Annotated in this window: 14 protein-coding genes; 2 read left to right on the top strand and 12 right to left on the bottom strand. The window is 61.5% G+C overall.

Annotated features, from left to right (window positions below; genetic code table 11):
* Window positions 1–133: 133 nt before the first annotated feature.
* Window positions 134–808 carry a DNA repair protein RadC gene (gene radC, locus B0B52_RS12095; protein ID WP_077593893.1) on the top strand — a complete coding sequence of 225 codons (675 nt, stop codon included), beginning with the start codon at window positions 134–136 and terminating at the stop codon, window positions 806–808.
* A gap of 17 nt (window positions 809–825) precedes the next feature.
* On the opposite strand, the gene B0B52_RS12100 is transcribed toward radC, so the two are convergent.
* On the bottom strand, window positions 826–4,335 hold the full coding sequence (locus B0B52_RS12100) for a M48 family metallopeptidase (RefSeq protein ID WP_168173543.1): 3,510 nt from the start codon (window positions 4,333–4,335) through the stop codon (window positions 826–828).
* Between the two features lie 222 nt (window positions 4,336–4,557).
* On the opposite strand from B0B52_RS12100, the gene B0B52_RS12105 reads away from it, so the two are divergent.
* Window positions 4,558–5,214, top strand: a complete 657-nt coding sequence (locus B0B52_RS12105) for a Smr/MutS family protein (RefSeq protein WP_077593895.1) — start codon at window positions 4,558–4,560, stop codon at window positions 5,212–5,214.
* Between the two features lie 196 nt (window positions 5,215–5,410).
* Here the strand turns inward: B0B52_RS12105 and B0B52_RS12110 are convergent, their stop codons facing one another.
* The 11 genes from B0B52_RS12110 to B0B52_RS12160 form a co-directional block, all read right to left on the bottom strand.
* Complete coding sequence (locus B0B52_RS12110) at window positions 5,411–5,827, bottom strand: group II truncated hemoglobin (protein WP_077594091.1); 417 nt, start codon at window positions 5,825–5,827, stop codon at window positions 5,411–5,413.
* A 2-nt stretch (window positions 5,828–5,829) separates the two neighbouring features.
* Window positions 5,830–8,373, bottom strand: coding sequence for an ABC transporter permease (locus B0B52_RS12115; protein ID WP_077593896.1), 2,544 nt, complete (start codon window positions 8,371–8,373; stop codon window positions 5,830–5,832).
* Window positions 8,374–8,452: 79 nt separating this feature from the next.
* Window positions 8,453–9,490 (bottom strand): MBL fold metallo-hydrolase, encoded by a 1,038-nt coding sequence (locus B0B52_RS12120; RefSeq protein WP_077594092.1) that lies wholly within the window; start codon window positions 9,488–9,490, stop codon window positions 8,453–8,455.
* Window positions 9,491–9,533: 43 nt separating this feature from the next.
* Window positions 9,534–11,036: a C13 family peptidase gene (locus tag B0B52_RS12125; RefSeq protein ID WP_077593897.1), complete on the bottom strand. Its 1,503-nt coding sequence runs from the start codon at window positions 11,034–11,036 to the stop codon at window positions 9,534–9,536.
* Between the two features lie 23 nt (window positions 11,037–11,059).
* Window positions 11,060–11,977, bottom strand: coding sequence for a formate dehydrogenase accessory sulfurtransferase FdhD (locus B0B52_RS12130; protein WP_077593898.1), 918 nt, complete (start codon window positions 11,975–11,977; stop codon window positions 11,060–11,062).
* A 62-nt stretch (window positions 11,978–12,039) separates the two neighbouring features.
* Complete coding sequence (locus tag B0B52_RS12135) at window positions 12,040–12,426, bottom strand: hypothetical protein (RefSeq protein WP_077593899.1); 387 nt, start codon at window positions 12,424–12,426, stop codon at window positions 12,040–12,042.
* A 14-nt stretch (window positions 12,427–12,440) separates the two neighbouring features.
* Window positions 12,441–13,637 (bottom strand): formate dehydrogenase subunit gamma, encoded by a 1,197-nt coding sequence (locus B0B52_RS12140; RefSeq protein ID WP_077593900.1) that lies wholly within the window; start codon window positions 13,635–13,637, stop codon window positions 12,441–12,443.
* A gap of 10 nt (window positions 13,638–13,647) precedes the next feature.
* Window positions 13,648–13,869 carry a hypothetical protein gene (locus tag B0B52_RS12145; RefSeq protein WP_077593901.1) on the bottom strand — a complete coding sequence of 74 codons (222 nt, stop codon included), beginning with the start codon at window positions 13,867–13,869 and terminating at the stop codon, window positions 13,648–13,650.
* Complete coding sequence (gene fdh3B / locus B0B52_RS12150) at window positions 13,866–14,489, bottom strand: formate dehydrogenase FDH3 subunit beta (protein WP_077593902.1); 624 nt, start codon at window positions 14,487–14,489, stop codon at window positions 13,866–13,868. The genes B0B52_RS12145 and fdh3B overlap by 4 nt, the downstream gene beginning before the upstream one ends.
* Before the next feature lie 2 nt (window positions 14,490–14,491).
* Window positions 14,492–17,467 carry a formate dehydrogenase subunit alpha gene (locus B0B52_RS12155; RefSeq protein WP_077593903.1) on the bottom strand — a complete coding sequence of 992 codons (2,976 nt, stop codon included), beginning with the start codon at window positions 17,465–17,467 and terminating at the stop codon, window positions 14,492–14,494.
* 33 nt (window positions 17,468–17,500) lie between these two features.
* Window positions 17,501–17,707 carry a formate dehydrogenase gene (locus B0B52_RS12160; protein ID WP_077593904.1) on the bottom strand — a complete coding sequence of 69 codons (207 nt, stop codon included), beginning with the start codon at window positions 17,705–17,707 and terminating at the stop codon, window positions 17,501–17,503.
* Between the last annotated feature and the right edge of the window lie 127 nt (window positions 17,708–17,834).

Raw genomic sequence — 17,834 nt, forward strand, 5'->3', positions numbered from 1 at the left:
CAGGCCGCCAACTGTTTGTAAACTGCCCCTATTGTAGAAAGTGCGGCCCAGGCAGAAAAACCCTCCCCGGTTTACCCCTGCTAGCGCCCTGCCACCCCCGCGTCGTCCCGCCTGTCAACCAACAAAAATCACCATGATTCTCAAAGACCTGCCCGAGGACGCCCGCCCCCGCGAAAAACTGCTGGCCCGTGGCCCCGGCGCGCTCAGCGACGCTGAATTGCTGGCGCTGCTGCTGCGCAGTGGCATTCCGGGCAAAAACGCGCTGCAGATGGGGCAGGAGTTGGTGGACACTTTTGGCGGTGTGGCCGGGCTGCTGCACACCGGGCACAAGGCGCTGGAAAGCATCAAGGGCCTGGGGCCGGCCAAGCGGGCCGAACTGGTGGCGGTGCTGGAGCTGGCGCGCCGTGCGCTGGCGCAGGAACTGCAGGACAAGCCGCTTTTCGACACCCCGCAAGCGGTGCGCGACTATCTGCAATTGCAGCTGGGCAGCCGCCCGCATGAAATATTTGCGGTTCTGTTTCTGGACAGCCAGCACCGGCTGATTGCGCTGGAAGAGCTGTTTCGCGGCACGCTGACGCAAACCAGCGTCTACCCACGCGAGGTGGTGGTGCGCGCGCTGGCGCTGCACGCCGGCAGCGTGGTGCTGGCACACAACCACCCCAGCGGCGAGCCCCGGCCGTCGCGGGCCGACGAGGCGTTGACGCAGACACTCAAGGCCGCGCTGGCGCTGGTGGATGTTCGCGTGCTGGACCACTTCATAGTGACCCGTGCGCAGGCGGTTTCCATGGCTGAGATGGGCTTGCTCTGATGGCGTGAAGCCGCTCTCTAGATCGCGCCCTTTTTGACGACTTGCGGCGTGAGTTCAAGAAGCGGATTGGATTTTCCAAATGCTTTCACGGCGGCTTCGATCTCGGCCTTGTCAAACGCCGACAGGCTTTCCGACTTGGGATCAAGATAGAAGGTCATCGCCACGGCCTGCTTGCGCTCTGCCGGGTTCTTGATCAGTTTGGCTTCCAGCGCATAGGGCCAGGATTGCCACGGCTCGAACTTCTGGCTCTTCCTGGCCCAATCCAGTGCCAGCGCCGTGATCTTGCTGCTGCCGGTCATTTCGGCGACCAGGCCGGCGATCTCTCCAAAGGTGTATTGCGTCAGCATGGCTCTTTTGTCCGTGTGCGGCCTGCTGTGCAGGGCGCGCTGAAGCAATTGCAGGGCTTCGTCTTTTTTGCCTGCCGCACCGGCGAGAACCGCCTTCGCCAGAAAATAATCAAAGCGCTGGTCCAGCTTCTTGAAGTTACCCAGAATTTTCTCGACACCGGATGCGTCACCAACCTTGGCAGCTGCATAGGCGTAGTAAGGCAAATAGGGGAAATAGGGTGAATAAGGTGAATAGGCGGATCGGCCCGAAAAATCGTAGATGGTTGCAGCTTCATCGAATATCGATTTTGCCGCCGCAAATTCCTTGAGCTTGATCGCCCTGTAGGCTCCTACAAAATAAGCGTGAACGGACTTCACTCGGCGTTTTTCGGGGGCATTGTTCAGTATCGCGCTGTCGCTGGGAATCACCGAAGGAAGTTGGGGCACCTTCCACCACTGCTGGTCCATCGCATCGATCACCGTGGCCAAACCGGCGGAAGGGATCCGGTCGGTGGTGGTAAATCGCACCAGGTAGATGGCAGCGGCATTATTGGCTTGGCCCATGCCCTTGAACTCGCTTTGCTGCGCCCACGCCACCATCTCAGCCTCTGACAGCCCGGCGATGTGGTGCCCGACGAGCGCCGATTCCCAGATTTGCGGCTCTTTGGTTTCTTTCACCAGCACCTTGAAGCCTTCCCAGGCCTCTTTGGAATGGCCGCTCGCATGGAGCATGCCCAGATAGTCCCTGTACGCATAGGACTGGTTGTAGCGCTGGGCGCGCGTCAATGTGCCCGCCATGGCGGCATTGAGATCGCCGGCCAGAAGTTTCAGGCGCACATCGGCTGTCATCTCTCCGGCAGCCCCTGTGCGCTGGGAGGCCGCAATTTTGTAGAGGGGCACGGCCAGGTCAAAATGACCTGTCCAGTAAAAGTACGACCCCGCTTCGTAGGCGTTGTTTGCGATACCCACCCGGCTTTCCTCAGAGCCCTTTTTGAAGCCCTCGTAGGCATGGAACACCCTGGCGGCCGCGTTGACATCACCGGACTCGATCAACAACTTTCCCAAAGCGTCGTAAGACGCCCAGTAAGCGGGCGAAAGTTTGATGTTCTCGCGAAGCAAGGCTTGCGCCGACGCGCCGTCCCCGCGCTCAAGGGCTTCCACAACGAGCAACTCATTGCGCCGGGGCGAGCCGGTGAAGCGCCCTGCGATGGACTTCATGAGCTCGCTCACCTGCCCCTTGTGGGGATAGAGACCGTAGTGATAGGCAAGCTGCGCCAGAGTTTGGATCTCGGTGGTCGCGTTCCTGAAGGCGGCCTCGTCGTTGCTCACGTTGGTATCCGGATTGCCGCCGTCCGCCCAGGTCCAGTAGTAGGGCCGGTAGGGAATGTCGGTGTAGTAAAGATTGTCGTGATACCCGTAGTACGGTTTGCCGTCCGCGTGGAACTGCTCCTGCGCCCTGTTGGCGACCAGGGACTGCCCCTGCTCCCAGTAGTACGCATTGAATGCGTTCTCACGGTAGGCCTTGTCCAGTGCGGCTTTTTCCGACCCGCCACCGCTGACTGCAAGCCGGGCCTCCACCTTTGAGCGCTCCATCGCGTAATAAGGATAGCCTTTGTAGCTTGCGTCAATGCTGTTGGCAAAGACGATGGCCTTGGCCGGGGTGCCCTGGACGTAGGACAGGAAATTGATGTAACGCATCAGGTTGTCGTTACCGGTCTCCTGCAGCAGCGCCAGGTAATCAAGCGGCCCGGGTTGATTGACCATGAACTCGCAGCACAACCTGGCCACATTGGCATCGATGAAGTGGCGGCCGTGGTGAAGCACTGAAAGATTGGCGATGGCCTGAATCTTGGCAGGGTCGCCCAGGGCCGAAGACCCGCGCACCATGTCTTCCAGTGAGTGACCCTTGACGGGCAACTCATAGTCCAGCAGCATTTTCAGCGAGGCATTGTCGTATTGCACCCAGACGTCCCAATCCACAAAAGCCCGGGTCACCACAAACGGCCATATCTCTCCCGGCAGCTTGAGCGCCGCCACGTCCGCCATTGATTTTTTGGCCGTGATCACGCCATAAGCCGCGGCAATCCTGTTTTCGTCCAGCTTCTGGATCAGTTTCTTCAAGGGGTTCTTTTCGCGCGCGGCCATCGCGCGTACTTCAGGCAAATTTCCATTCAGGGCGGCGAGCAGCCCCCGCTCTTCATCCGTCTGCGGCGCGCCCAGCTGTTTGATGGCCGCCATACGCAAACCCAGGGCCATGTAGGCCCGCGCACGAAGGGCGCGGTATTCAGGCGATGCGGGTGACAGGCTCAAGAGCGCCAGAAGCGCCTTCTCGGCAAACATCTCTTTCGCCCGCTCGGTGTTTGCCGGGGTCAGTGCGCTGTACAGCAGGAATACATACGCGTCCTGCGCCGGATTGCCTGTCGATGCCATCAGGCCGAGGGGAGACTGCGGCAGCGCCGCCATCTCCAGCTTGCTTTGTGTTTGCGCGAAGACGGGTGACGCGGCATCGGCGCCCACCGCCTTGAGAATTTCCGGCAGCAGGGACTCGTAGGCCTGAACAGCCGGAATGTCGTCGTCCAGTGAAATGCCTTCGAACTTTTTAGTGACGACCGGGCCGGGCCAGCGCGCACCGTCGCGCGCGGTGCCCGTGTAGTCCTGGGTCAATACGGCAACCGACATTTTTCCCTTGCGGTCGTGCCCCGCATAGCCCCAGACAATGCGCTTGACGCCCAAGGCGTCCGCCAATTTATAGACATCTTCCTGTTTGAGTTGGCGCTGCCCCTCCCCCAGTGCTTTGGCCACCAGATAGGGGTCCGGGATTTTGACCTTCTGCGATTGGGCCATGCCCATCGCCAGCTCCGCCGTCATGAGGGACCGCGTCGCCCTGTCAACAGCCCAGCCCCACACTTGGTACGGCACCACCAGCACGTCAAACTTTCCGTTCAGCAGCGTTTTTTCGTAGAAGGCTTTTTCGTTGCGCTGCCACTCCGAAACCGGGCGCGGATAGGGGCGCGGCACGAAGTGGACCATGGCACGGTCTTCAAAAGGCGGCAGCAAAGCGATCCGGGCTGCCTGCGCTGCCTGCGCGGCGGCTGCTGCTGCGCGGGCGGCCGCCGCGGCCGCTTCCTGCTGCATCCTCGCCTCATTCGCGGCAGCCTCCTCCCGCAGGTTCTGCACATATTGAACGCCAAATGCACTCATGCTGAACAAGAGGATTGCGCAAAGCACGACCGTAGACCGCTTCATTTTCTCTCCCTGAATTCTTAATCCAGACTTGACCGAGCGGGTCTGGATGATATGTGGACGTTCGAACCGCCAAGCCCGGGATCGTACTGTAGCCACCCGCAAGTCGCGGTCTTAATCATGCGGAGCGTGGTTTATCTACATCGGTGAGTACGGAAGCACTAAGATAAAGTAAGCGCCATGAAAGCGCCCGCCCTGAAAAGCCTCAAGGACCTCAAGGCCGTCAAGCAGGACATCGAAATCCGCGCTCGGCTGGAAAAAGAGCAAGAAGCCGCGCGCGTTGCAGCCGCCGCCAAAGCCAAGGCAGAGAAAGAACTTTTCTCGCGCGCCGTCGGCCCGGTCAAAGCGCTGCCCGCCAAACATCTGCCCGGCCACAAGGCCTCACTGCCGGCAACGCAAGCCGCGCCCATCCCGGTGCAACAGCAGCGCGACGAGCTGGCGGTGATGCGCGAAGCGATCTCTGACGGGTTTGACGTGGAAAGCCTGCTGGACACCGACGAGGCGCTGAGTTTTCGCCGGCCCGGCATGGGGCCGGACGTGGTGCGCAAGCTGCGCCGTGGCGGCTGGAGCATTCAGCGCCAGCTCGACTTGCACGGCCTGCGCCGCGAAGACGCGCGGGACGCGCTCTCGGCCTTCATTCGTGAAGCGCACAAGGCCGGCATCCGCTGCGTGCGGGTGGTGCACGGCAAGGGCCTGGGTTCGCCGGGCAAGACGCCGGTGCTCAAGGGCCGGGTGCAAAGCTGGCTGATCCAGAAAGCCGAGGTGATCGCCTTTGTGCAGGCACGGCCGGCCGAAGGTGGTGCGGGCGCGCTGGTGGTGCTGCTGGCGCAGAGCTGAAACGCGCGACCCGCTATCAATTCAGTAGCTGCTTATACCCGTGCGATAAGGGGTTCGAGCCTGTTTCATGCATGAAATCCGCCTGAATCCGGTCTGACAGTCACGTTGTCGCGAATTCTATAAAGAAAATGTGCCAAAAGCCCACAGCGGGCGGGCGCGAATAGCTATCAAATAAATAGCATAACCGCGACAAAATCTAGGCTGGCGAATTGCGCATCCAGTCGGCCGTCTGGAAAAAAGAAACCCGCAGGCGTTCGCGCAAGGCTTCGTCAACACCTGTTTCACCCATGGCCTGGTCCATGCAGGCCAGCCACTGGTCGCGCTCGAGGATGCCGATGACGAAAGGCATGTGCCGCATGCGCAGTTTCGGGTGGCCGAAACGCTCGGTGTAATGCTGCGGCCCGCCCAGCCAGCCGCACAGGAACCAGAACAGGTGCTGCCGCGCCTTGACCAGATGGCTGCCGTGCGCCGCACGCAGCGCTGCATAGCCGGGCTCCAGGTCCATCAGGTCGTAGAAGCGTTCAACGAGTGCCTTCACGCGCTCCTCGCCGCCTATCCAGGCAAAGGGCGTGTCGAACGGCGGTGTGCCCGGTGGTTTTTCTTCGATCTGCATGTTCATTGGGCCTTGCGCAGGGTTTCGACCACCGGTGTGTTGAGCACCGAGCGCAAGCCCCACCAACCCGCAGCCAGTGCCAGCGCTGCGCCGGCCAGGCTGCCCAGCAGCGGCACGGTCCAGGAGCCGGTCCAGCTGAAGTTGAAGACAAATTTGGCCAGGGCCCAGCCGACGGCCAGCGCAACGATGGAGGCCAGGAAGCCGGCCAGCAGGCCGACGCCGGCGAGTTCGGCGCGCTGCACCTGGCGCAGCAGCGAAGCACGCGCGCCGACAGCACGCATGATGGCAAATTCTTTCGCGCGCTCTTCGCGCGTGGCGGTGATGGCAGCAAACAGCACCACCAGCCCGGCCGCCAGCGTGAAGCCAAACAAGTACTCGACGGCGCGTATCACCTGGTCCAGCACGCGCTGTACCTGAGCGATGGTGCTGCTCATGTCGACATTGGTGATGTTGGGGAAGGCCTTGACCAGCTCGTTGTCGAAGCTGCGTGGCCTCTCGCCATTGACTGCGGCCTTGCGCTCAGGCGCACGGAAAGCACTGATGTACGACACCGGCACATCGGTCATGGTGGCCACCGGGTACATCACAAAGAAGTTGACGCGCATCGAACCCCAGTCCACCTTGCGCAGGCTGGTGATTTTGGCTTCGCTGAGCTGGCCGCCGATGTCAAAACGCAGGCTGTCGCCAAGCTTGAGGCCGAGGGTGCCGGCCAGCCCATCTTCCACGCTGATGGCGCCTGCCTCGTCGGGTGTCCAGCGGCCGGCGACAACCTGGTTGTGCGAAGGCTGCTGCGCCGCATGGGACAGGTTGAATTCGCGGTCCACCAGTCGCTTGGCACGGTCGTCCACGTAGTCATCGGGCGCAACGGCCTTGCCGTTGACGGCCACCAGGCGGCCGCGAATCATGGGGTACCAGTCGAACTTGGTCACGCCGCCGTCGCGCAGGGCCTGCTGGAAAGCATCGCCCTGCTCCGGCTGCACGTTGATGACAAACCGGTTTGGCGCATCGGGCGGCGTGGCGCCACGCCAGCTGCTGATCAAATCGGTACGCAGCAACACCAGCAGCATCAAGGCCAGCAGGCCGACCGCCAGCGCGCTGACCTGCACCACGGCGTAAGCCGGCCGGGCTGAGAGCTGGCGCGTGGCCAGCACCAGCCAGCGCGGTGCCGTGGCTTCGTTAACGCTCACGCGCAACAGCTTGACGGCCGCAAAGCTGGCCACGGCAAACACCGCCACCGCACCGGCAAAACCACCCACCGCAATCAGGCCGAGCTGAAGGTCGCTGCTGGCCGCTACCAGCAAAGCCGCAAAACCCAGCACACCCACCAGCAACACCGCGAGCGAGGCGGGCCGCAGGTTGCCGACATCGCGGCGGATCACGCGCAGCGGCGGCACCTGGGCCAGTTGCAGCACCGGCGGTAAGCCGAAGGCCAGCAGCAAAGTCAGCCCCATGCCCATGCCAAACAGCACCGGCCAGAAGGTGGCGGCAGGCAGCGCGGTTTCCACCAGTCCGGCGAGCAGCAGCACAAAGCCGTAATGCACCGCATAACCAATGGCGACGCCCAGCGCGCTGGCCCCCATGCCGGCCAGCACAAACTCGAAGGTGTAGGCCAGCGCAATCGTGCGCTGCGGCTGACCCAGCACGCGCAACATGGCGCAGTCATCCAAATGCTTGGCGGCAAAACCGCGCGCCACGATGGCCACAGCCACGGCGCTGAGCAGGGCTGCCAGCAGCGCCACGAGGTTGAGGAATTTTTCGGCACGGTCCAGCGTCTGCCGCATTTCGGGGCTGCCGCTTTCCAGCGACTCGAGCCGCACGCCGCGCAGCTCGGTCTTCTTGATCTCCTGGCTGGCCCACTGCACATAGGCTTTCACCGCCGCGTCGCTGCCAGCCACGGCAAATCGGTAGTTGGTGCGGCTGGCGGGCTGAATCAGGTTGGTCGCGGCGAGGTCGGCGCTGTTGACCATCACGCGCGGTGAAAAATTAATGAAGCCCGCGCCGCGGTCGGGCTCCTGAATGATCACGCGCGTCAGCTTGAAGCTTGCATCTCCCATCAACAGGGTCTGCCCCACCTTGAGGCCCAGCGCATCAAGCAGCGATGCGTCGGCCCAGGCCGTTCCGGGCGCCGGGATCTCCCGCGTGGCCGCGCCGCCGCCTTCGACGCTGTCGCCTACCGTCATGGTGCCACGCAGCGGGTAGCCATCGGGCACGGCCTTGAAAGCCACGAGTTTGCTGGCGCCGCCGTCGGCTTCCAGCGCGCGGCCCATGGTCGGAAAAGTCACGGTGGAAATGGCCTGCAGCCCCAGGCTGCGCGCCTTGGTGATAAAAACTTCGGGCGTCATACCGTCGCTGCGGAGAACGGCGTCACCGCCCAGCAGTTGCCTGGCGTCGCGCTGCAGCCCACCCTTGAGCCGGTCTGCAAAAAACCCGACGGCCGTCAGGGCCGCCACCGCCAGCGTGACGGCAACAATCAGCAGGCGCAGTTCACCTGCACGCAGATCACGCAGCAGCGTGCGCCAGCCCAGCTGGAGAAAAAGTGTGTTCATTCAGTGACGATAACGCAAAGCGCACACCCTTCAGGGACGGACGGGTTTTGCCTCAGTGGTCAGGCGCCGCGCGGCTTCATCAGCGCAGCTTGCTCCACCACAACTCATTGGAACGTGGTTTCCCGATAGTCAGCACCTCACCAATCACGGGGGTTGCCAGGTCGATGCCCTGTTTGACCGCCAGATCGGCCAGCCGGTCCATCGGCTCACGCCACGGGTGAAAAGCCAGGTCAAAGGTGCTGTTGTGGACGCTGTAGAGGGTTTTGGCTTTGAGGTCCTGGAAGGCGCGAATGCTTTCTTCAGGCGTCATGTGCACCGTGGGCCAGTCCTTGTCGTAAGCACCGTTTTCCATCAAGGCCAGGTCGATGCGCGGAAAACGTTCGCCGATCTGCTGGAAGCCGGGGAAATACCCGGAGTCACCGCTGAAGAAAATCCGTTGCTCGCCGCTGTCGATCACCCAGGAGGCCCACAGGGTGGAATTACGGTCGGTCAGGGTGCGCCCGGAAAAATGCTGCGAGGGGGTGGCCGTCAGTTGCACGCCGGCATGCGTGCCGGACTGCCACCAGCCGAACTCCTGAATGCGTTCGGCCGGCACTTTCATATCCTGCAGCCGCGCGCCAACCCCGGTAGGGACGAAGTAGCGGTTCACCTTCAACGCCAGGGTTTCGATGGTGGCGCGGTCCAGATGGTCATAGTGGTCGTGCGAGAGGATCAGGCCCTCGATGGGCGGCACCTCACTCAGAGCGATCGGCGAAGGGTGAAAACGTTTCGGCCCCGCCCATTGCACCGGCGACGCACGCTGGCTGAACACCGGGTCGATCAGCCAGTATTTGCCGTGCAGCTTGAGCAGATGGGACGAGTGGCCCAGCCGGACTACATGGTTGGCATTGACGTCCAGCGCATCGAGCGTGGCGCGGTCAAGCGAGCGCACCGGCACCGGGTCGACCGGCACGGTGCCTTCTTTGCCCACAGTGAGAAAGCGCCACCAGATTTTGATCGGGCTTTGCGAAATCTTAAGCTCGGGGTTGTCGATGTTCTGGAACGCATTGGAGGTGGTACAACCGGCCAGAACCAGCGCACAGGCAGCGACCGAGAGGCGGCGAAGTGAAGCATTCATCACTTGACGGTAACTGCGATGAATTACGCCGGCATTAGCCGGGTCAGCGGCCCAGCCGCTGTTCAAGTTCACGCAGGACCGGGCCGATGTTGGCGCCCACTCTGATCTGCGGATTGGAGAACCCATCCGCCTTGCCGGCATCAATCTCACGCTGCTTGATCACCGGAACGGCACTGGCAAAAGCCTGCTCGAAGGAATGGGTGCTTTTCAGTTGCTCGTCAAACATGGCGCGGCCGAAAAAAGTCAGCTCAGACAACTGGCCGCAACCGTAGGACGTGTGGGTGGCGTCCGCCGCCGTCATGACCAGGGTGTCATCGCCGGCCAGTGCATCGATCCAGCCACCCGAGTAGCAGGCCGAGACGGCAATCACGCGGTTTCGGATGCCAGCCTTGTCCAGGGCTTCGCGCAGCTCGACCGGGCTCAGGGGCGCCACGTCCAGCGGCCAGTGCGAGGCCGCGAGCTTGAAGTCACGGGCACCGTGCGAGGTCAGGTAGACCACCAGCACATCGTTGTCCTTGTCCATGTGCCGGGCCAACGCCTCGATGGCGCGCTGCAGGTTCAAGGGGGTTGCCCAAGGGTGGGTTTGAACAGTGCCAGCGTGATTCAACAAATGAACCACGCGGCCGGCGGCATCAAACCGATCTGTCAGCACCTGGTTGACCAGGGTGCTCTCGCGCAGAAAAACGTCTTCCGCCGCATACGGCGCAAACACCAGGCCATACACGTCGGTCACTCCGGGGCGCTGCGGGGCTATGCCGGCAACCGTGCGCTGCCACAGCGCCTGCTGCCCTTCCATGGTTTCCTGGCTCAGGCTCAGGCGGGGCCGGCTGTCTTCCGCGCCAGCCTGGCTGGCGTAGTCCTTTTCCCAGGTGCGAGCCTCGAATTGCCAGGCAGTCAGGCCTGTGGTTGCCAGCAAGACCAGCGCGAATACTGCAGTCCGCCAGGTCCATCCGGCGAAACGCACGATGAGGAAAAGGCTCACACCAAGCGCCCAAACTGTCACCACCAGATAGAAAGCCCAGTAAACCCAAGGTGCGGAAAACACAGTCGCCTTGATCCAGCCATGGGCAATCGCAGCGACCACACCCTGGGCCACCAGCACATTGGGCAGCGCCGCCGCCAGCCACAGCGTAAAAAAGGCGGCCACACCGCGAGGCGGTTGATCATCGGGAATCGATTCACCCGCTTCAGGGGTGGACACAACTATCAGTGCGGGAAAGGTCCACCACGCCAGACCGATTCCCAACCCGGTGGTCCACCACGTCGACAACCAGGCCTGCAGGTTAAAGACCGCAGGACCTGCAACTTCCAGCCGCATCAACGCAACTTCCGTTGCAGCGACCAGAACCGCAATGGCCAACACCTGCAACGGCGTTGGCGTTTTTCCCGCTACGCGGACAGGCAGGAAAAATGCAGCGCGCAGCCCCTCCGCTATCCAGCGTGATGTGCTCAGCCATCCAGCAGGATCCGGACGGCCGCGGTCAGCCGGGTTCAGCAACGGTTCCGGAATACCAGGCAGGGTGTGTTGAACTTGGGAGTCATGCATGGCGGCATCATGCCACGGCAGATTCAGGGCTCCGTGTCCGCCTTGCGGGGTTTGGGGCCAGCCAGTTCAGGTGCCAACTTGAGCCGCTGCGCATTGGCGTAACAAACGAAGCGCTTGTTCGTCGCGCGGCCGATGGCGCACAACCCGACCGCCTGCGCCACTTGGTGACCCATCTGCGTGATACCGCTGCGCGACACGACGATCGGCACATTCATCTGCGCCGATTTGATGATCATTTCGCTGGTGAGACGGCCGGTGGTGTAGAACACCTTCTCCGCTTCGCGCACCGACGGTTTTTCCTGCATCCACATCCAGCCTGCGATGGTGTCGATTGCGTTGTGGCGCCCCACGTCTTCCACAAACAGCAGTAATTCAGGCTCTCCGGCTGTTTTCGCAAAAAGAGCGCAAGCGTGCACAGAACCCGCCGATTTGTAGGTGGTCTCTTTCAGGCGGATGGTATTGATAAGCCCGTAAAGCTGCCCCTGGGTGATGTGAGCGTCGGGCGGCAAGACGATCTGGTCCACCTCGTCCATCAGGCCGCCAAACACGCTGCCTTGTCCGCAACCGGTGGTCACCACCCGCTTGGCTGTTTTTTCCTCGATGTCCTCGATACCGTGGCGCGTCTTGACAGCGGCGGCGCCCACATCCCAGTCGACGGTGATGGACTCGATGTCATGCGCGTTAGCGACCAGGCGCTGGTTGCGCAAGTAACCCAGCACAAGCAGCTCGGGGTGGGCGCCCAGCGTCATCAGGGTGACCAGTTCGCGTTTATCCACATACACCGTCAAGGCACGTTCTGCGGGAATGGACACCTTCTGCTGCTCACCGTATTCATTGACGGTGTCAATTTCACAGGTCAGCGGCGCCTGCGCAAGCGTCAACCTGGGTAGGGGCAAAAGAGTTGACGTTGGGGTTGTCGAAGGGTTTGTCGGCGAAGGCATGGCTGGAGGCTACAACAAAAAAGCCGGCTCCAAGGAGCCGGCTTGTTGAGAGGGACGCGCTCTCAGGGTTTTTTGGCGGGGTTAACCACCGCATCCGGCTGCTTGGTACTGGGCGGGCTGGTGGCCGTCGCGGCAGGCGAATGAGCTCCTGCCGCCTCGATGGGCTTGGCTTGCGGTGGGACATAGGCAAACGGCCCCGGCTCTGCGCAGGCAGGCGCTGCCGCTGCAGGCTTGGTTTCTTTTCCCGCAGCCTTGGCTGTTTTGTAGTAACTGGCAGCCACCTTGTCTTGCGCCTTGCACAGCTGGTAGCCCTCGACCTTGCCGGTCCAAGCAGCCTTGGCAGCCGTCTCCGCAGCCTTTGCTTTGGCTTCGTCACTCAGTGCGGGGAGTTTGGCCAGAGCCATCGATGAGGCTGCTGCCAGCAAGCCCGCGAATAAAAGTTTCTTCATACGAAAGCTCCTCGTTATGCCTGTACGGTCTGGCTGGGCTGCGCGGGCTCGCTACGCTGGGCCGGGATTTTTCCGGCTTTCACATCGTCATACCAGTATTCGTGATGCTCCTTCGCCCAGGTCTCGTCCACATAGCCGGTTTTCATGCCGTCGTAGGCGCCTTCCATACCGATGGTGCCAATATAAATATGACCGATGAACAGCGCCATCATCAGCACCGTTGCCACCACATGCACCATGTGCGCCACTTGCATGGTGTCGCGTACATAAAGCAGTCCAGGCACCAGTTTGTCGAGTACCAGTCCCGAGCCCACCACGATCAGGCCGAGGAAAAACACGCCGCCCCAGAACAGGAATTTTTCGCCCGCATTGAAACGGTGCGATGGCACTTCCTTGCCGGACAGCAGGCCACCGCCCTTGAGCAGCCAGCCGATGTCACCACGGCTGGGCAGGTTGTCGCGGACAAAAGTGAAAAACACAATCACAAGCGACACCGCAAACAGCGGGCCGGCAAAGTTGTGCATGGTCTTGAGCACATAAGTCAGCCAGCCGAACAGGGTGGTTCCGATCACCGGCAACAGGAAGAACTTGCCGAAGGCCATGACGACGCCGGAGATGGCCAGAATGCAGAACGCAATCGCATTGGACCAGTGCGCCGAGCGCTCGAAGGGTGTGAACCGTTCAATCTTGCGGCCGGTTTCGGCGCCGTGCAGATTGATGCGACCCTTGCCGAAATAAAACAGGGCAATGGCACCGATCACGATCAGCAGCAGCGAACCGCCGTAGGGAATAAGCCAGTTGTTGCGCACCTGCCGCCAGGCTTCACCGGCATTGGTCAACCGCGAGCCGGGGTATTGCACAAAGGGCTGGATCAGGTTGCCGGCTTCGGGCGCCTCGCTTTTGGGCAGGCTGCTGTAGCCTGTCACGCCGGTGCCGACCTGGCGCCACATGGGCGCGTTATTGCCGGGCTGAACCTTGGCGCGTTCACCGTTGGTCTGTTCGGCGTACTTGGGATCAGCACTCGCTTCGGGTTTGACCTCGAAGATATTGGCGCTCTGGATACCGCCCGCAGGTGCGGCTATGGCCGGTGCAACTGCTGCAGGCGGCGCAACCGGCGCAACCGGCGCGGCGGCAGACTGCGCCAGAACTCCAGCAGACCAGCCAGACGCCGCGAAAAATATTGCTGCCAGAACTCGCGATGGGCCTTGCATGTGAACTCCCCTACTTCACGCGGTTGTATTCGTTCTGGCCGGTCTGTGCGCGGGTCTTGAGCTGCTGCTCCCAGGCGGCCTTGTCGCCGGCTTTCCAGCCCGGGGCGTTGTACGCGTTGCTGGTGCCCTGGAACGCGGGAACGTCGCTTCTGATGCCAGCGGCGGTCTGCGGCTTTTCGCCGCAGGCGGCAAGCACCATGGCGATAACGGTGAGCAATGCAAGGCGCATCATGATTTGACTCCGTTGGCGGGAGGTTGGCCCGCCTGCTTGGACCCGTAAGCTGTACCCCAGCCCCAGACTTCAGCACCCTTGCCGCGCTGCACCACGCGATTGCGGAAGATGTCTGCGACAACATCGCCGTCACCTGCGATCAGCGCCTTGGTTGAACACTGCTCGGCGCAGGCCGGCAGCTTGCCTTCGGCCAGGCGATTGCGGCCATATTTCTCGAACTCGGCCTGGCTGCCGTTAGCTTCAGGACCACCGGCACAGAAGGTGCATTTGTCCATCTTGCCGCGCACCCCGAAAGTGCCCTGCGACGGAAATTGCGGCGCGCCAAACGGACAGGCGTAGGAGCAGTAACCGCAGCCAATGCAGACATCCTTGTCATGCAGTACGACGCCTTCATCGGTGCGGTAAAAGCAGTTGACGGGACAAACAGCCATGCACGGTGCGTCGCTGCAATGCATACAAGCGACGGAAATTGATTTTTCACCGGGCACACCATCGTTGAGTGTGACCACCCGGCGGCGATTGACCCCCCACGGGACTTCGTTTTCATTCTTGCAGGCGGTGACGCAACCGTTGCACTCGATGCAACGCTCGGCGTCACAGACAAATTTCATACGTGCCATGGTTATGCCCTCTCCACATTACATACGGTCGTCTTGGTCTCTTGCATCATCGTCACGCTGTCGTAGCCGTAAGTCGTCGCAGTGTTGATGGCCTCGCCGCGCACCACCGGCGCAGCCCCGTTCGGGTAATACGCCAGCATGTCCGCGCCCTGCCAGCGACCCGAGAAGTGGAAGGGCAGGAAGACGGTGTCCGGACCCACACGTTCCGTCACCAGGGCCTGGACGTTGATGCGCGCTCCAGTCGGGGTGCTGACCCAGGCCCGCTCGCCATTGCGTATGCCCTTTTCGGCGGCGACTTTGGGATTGATCTCGATGAACATCTCCTGCTGCAACTCGGCCAGCCACGGATTGGAGCGGGTTTCCTCGCCACCGCCCTCGTACTCCACGAGCCGGCCCGAAGTCATGATCAGCGGGAATTTTTCGTGAACCTTGTCCGCAATGTTTTTCTGCTGGATGGTTTTGTACAGCGTCGGCAAGCGCCAGAAGGCCTTCTTGTCGTCATGTGTCGGGTACTTGGCCATGAGGTCGGGACGGTTGCCGTACAGCGGCTCGCGGTGCTGCGGAATGGCGTCGGGGAAATTCCAGACCAGCGCGCGGGCTTTTGCATTGCCAAACGGGTGGCAACCATGGTTTTTCATGGCCACCCGGATGATGCCGCCCGACGAGTCGGTCTTCCAGTTCTTGCCTTCAGCGGCTGTCTTTTCGGCGTCGGTCAGTTCGTCCCACCAGCCCAGTTTTTTCACAAGCAGGTGATCAAACTCAGGGTAGCCTGTCTGGATATCCGCTCCCTTGGAATGGGAGCCGTCTTCTGCCAGCAGGTTTTTGCCTTCGCGTTCAACACCAAAGTTTGCGCGGAAATTTCCGCCGCCTTCCATCACGTGTTTGGACGTGTCGTAGAGATTGGGTGAGCCGGGGTGCTTCATCTCGGGGGTGCCGTAACACGGCCATGGCAGGCCAAAGTAGTCACCCGTGGTGTCGTAGCCGGTTTCCTTGTCCTTGCCGCCTTTTGATTTCAGCGTCTTGACATCGAACAGATGCATGTTGCGCATGTGCGCCTTCAGACGCTCCGGGCTTTGTCCGGTGTAGCCGATGGTCCAGACCGACTTGTTGATCTCGCGCAGGATGTCTTCCGGCACGGGCTCGTCCATGCCCTTGACCTTTTGCATCTTGTAGTTCTTCGACAGCTCTTTGGCGAACCCGAGTTTTTCCGCCAGCTGATGCATGATCATGTGGTCGCTGCGGCTTTCCCACAGCGGCTCGATGACTTTTTCACGCCACTGAAGAGAACGGTTGGAGGCGGTCACGGAGCCGCTGGTCTCGAACTGGGTCGCCGCCGGCAGCAAGTACACCGCCCGATTGGGGTTGAGGTCTTCGGCCTTGCCGGGCATGGCGGCCATGGCGGCTGTGGCCGAGGGATACGGATCAATCACCACCAGGAGGTCGAGCTTGTCCATCGCGCGTTTCATCTCCAGTCCGCGGGTCTGGGAGTTGGGCGCATGACCCCAGAAGACCACGCCCCGAAGGTTGGACTCCTGGTCGATGAATTCGTTTTTCTCCATCACGCCGTCAATCCAGCGCGACACCGTGATGCCGGGCTTGCCCATCATGGCGGGTGATGCGTAGCGGCCCTTGATCCAGTCAAAGTCCACGCCCCAGGTCTTGGCAAAATGTTTCCACGAGCCTTCGGCGAGGCCGTAGTAACCGGGCAGCGAGTCCGGGTTGGGGCCGACGTCGGTCGCGCCCTGCACGTTGTCATGACCACGGAAGATGTTGGTGCCACCGCCGGAAACACCGACGTTGCCCAGGGCCAATTGCAGAATGCAGGACGCACGCACCATGGCATTACCAATGGTGTGCTGGGTCTGGCCCATGCACCAGACGATGGTGGACGGCCGGTTCTTGGCCATCATCTCGGCAGCCATCAACACGCGGGCTTCCGGCACGCCGCAGGCTTCTTCCACCTTGTCTGGTGTCCATTTGGCAAGCACATCTTCCTTGACCTTGTCCATGCCGTAGACACGGTCGTTGATGTACTTGGTGTCTTCCCAGCCGTTCTTGAAGATGTGGTACAGCATGCCGAACAGGAACGGAATGTCCGAGCCGGAGCGGATACGGATGTACTCGTCGGCCTTGGCTGCGGTACGCGTGAAACGCGGATCGACCACGATCATCTTGCAGCCGGTTTCCTTGGCATGCAGCATGTGCAGCAGGCTCACAGGATGGGCTTCTGCGGCGTTGGAGCCGATGTACAGGGCGACCTTGCTGTTCTGCATGTCGTTGTACGAATTGGTCATGGCGCCGTAGCCCCAGGTGTTGGCTACGCCGGCCACCGTGGTGGAGTGGCAGATGCGTGCCTGGTGGTCGCAGTTGTTGCTTCCCCAGAAGCTCACGAACTTGCGCATCAGATAGGCTTGCTCGTTGTTGTGCTTGGAGGAGCCGACCCAGTAAACCGAATCAGGGCCGCTCGTCTTGCGCAAATCCTGCATGCGAGCCGTGATCTCATTGAGCGCGGTATCCCAGCTGATGCGCTCGTACTTGCCGTTCACGAGTTTCATCGGATACCGCAACCGGTATTCACCATGGCCGTGTTCGCGAAGCGCGGCGCCCTTGGCGCAATGGGCACCGAGGTTGATGGGCGAATCGAACACCGGCTCCTGCCGCACCCAGACGCCGTTTTCAACCACGGCATCAACAGCACAGCCAACGGAGCAGTGGGTACAAACGGTGCGTTTGACTTCAATTTTCCCGGTGCCATCTCCCGCCCCCGGCGTTGCGGCCTTGGCTTTTTTTACCAGCGTGAGCTGAGTGGCTGCCAGGCCAACACCCACACCCAGACCGGAACGCCGCAAAAACGCGCGGCGGTCCATGGTCGGCAAGGCGTTGGAGAGACCGCGCGAAAGGCTCTGTACAAAACGCGCCGAGCCAGCGCGCTGCAACGGTTCCGCGTGAATACCGTGGGATTTTTTCGTGAGAAGCATGGAGCTCTCCGTAGAAGGAAAACGGGGATTGGACTAGATGCGCGTGGTCGAGTAGTAGCGCTTGACGTGATCCGAGAGGCTGTAGCCACCGCCTTTTTCAGGGGCTGGCTTGGGCTCCTGGAGCGCCACCTCAGGCGCTTGCACGCCGGGCAGTGCGACTGCCACGGCGGCAACGGCGCCGGTCGCGGCGGCGCCGAAAAAGAAACCCCGGCGCGAGGGTTTTGGCTGGCTATCTGGCATGGTCGTCTCCAAGAAAGCTTGCTGCTATGAAGCGGTTTGCATACTTACTAATCGTCGTACTTTACGTCAGACAGTCACAGCCGACAATGCTTTCGTGGGCGCCAACAGGGGGCCTACGGGAAAACGA

This window comes from Polaromonas sp. A23, assembly GCF_002001015.1.
Classification (GTDB): domain Bacteria; phylum Pseudomonadota; class Gammaproteobacteria; order Burkholderiales; family Burkholderiaceae_C; genus Polaromonas.

Excerpts from the sequence above, each read along its gene's own strand:
- B0B52_RS12160 (WP_077593904.1), bottom strand. The coding sequence starts at position 17,707 with ATGCCAGATAGCCAGCCAAAACCCTCGCGCCGGGGTTTCTTTTTCGGC.
- B0B52_RS12145 (WP_077593901.1), bottom strand. The coding sequence starts at position 13,869 with ATGATGCGCCTTGCATTGCTCACCGTTATCGCCATGGTGCTTGCCGCC.
- B0B52_RS12100 (WP_168173543.1), bottom strand. The coding sequence starts at position 4,335 with ATGAGTGCATTTGGCGTTCAATATGTGCAGAACCTGCGGGAGGAGGCT.
- B0B52_RS12155 (WP_077593903.1), bottom strand. The coding sequence starts at position 17,467 with ATGCTTCTCACGAAAAAATCCCACGGTATTCACGCGGAACCGTTGCAG.
- B0B52_RS12105 (WP_077593895.1), top strand. The coding sequence starts at position 4,558 with ATGAAAGCGCCCGCCCTGAAAAGCCTCAAGGACCTCAAGGCCGTCAAG.
- B0B52_RS12125 (WP_077593897.1), bottom strand. The coding sequence starts at position 11,036 with ATGCATGACTCCCAAGTTCAACACACCCTGCCTGGTATTCCGGAACCG.
- B0B52_RS12110 (WP_077594091.1), bottom strand. The coding sequence starts at position 5,827 with ATGCAGATCGAAGAAAAACCACCGGGCACACCGCCGTTCGACACGCCC.
- B0B52_RS12140 (WP_077593900.1), bottom strand. The coding sequence starts at position 13,637 with ATGCAAGGCCCATCGCGAGTTCTGGCAGCAATATTTTTCGCGGCGTCT.
- B0B52_RS12115 (WP_077593896.1), bottom strand. The coding sequence starts at position 8,373 with ATGAACACACTTTTTCTCCAGCTGGGCTGGCGCACGCTGCTGCGTGAT.
- B0B52_RS12130 (WP_077593898.1), bottom strand. The coding sequence starts at position 11,977 with ATGCCTTCGCCGACAAACCCTTCGACAACCCCAACGTCAACTCTTTTG.
- radC (WP_077593893.1), top strand. The coding sequence starts at position 134 with ATGATTCTCAAAGACCTGCCCGAGGACGCCCGCCCCCGCGAAAAACTG.
- B0B52_RS12120 (WP_077594092.1), bottom strand. The coding sequence starts at position 9,490 with ATGAATGCTTCACTTCGCCGCCTCTCGGTCGCTGCCTGTGCGCTGGTT.
- fdh3B (WP_077593902.1), bottom strand. The coding sequence starts at position 14,489 with ATGGCACGTATGAAATTTGTCTGTGACGCCGAGCGTTGCATCGAGTGC.
- B0B52_RS12135 (WP_077593899.1), bottom strand. The coding sequence starts at position 12,426 with ATGAAGAAACTTTTATTCGCGGGCTTGCTGGCAGCAGCCTCATCGATG.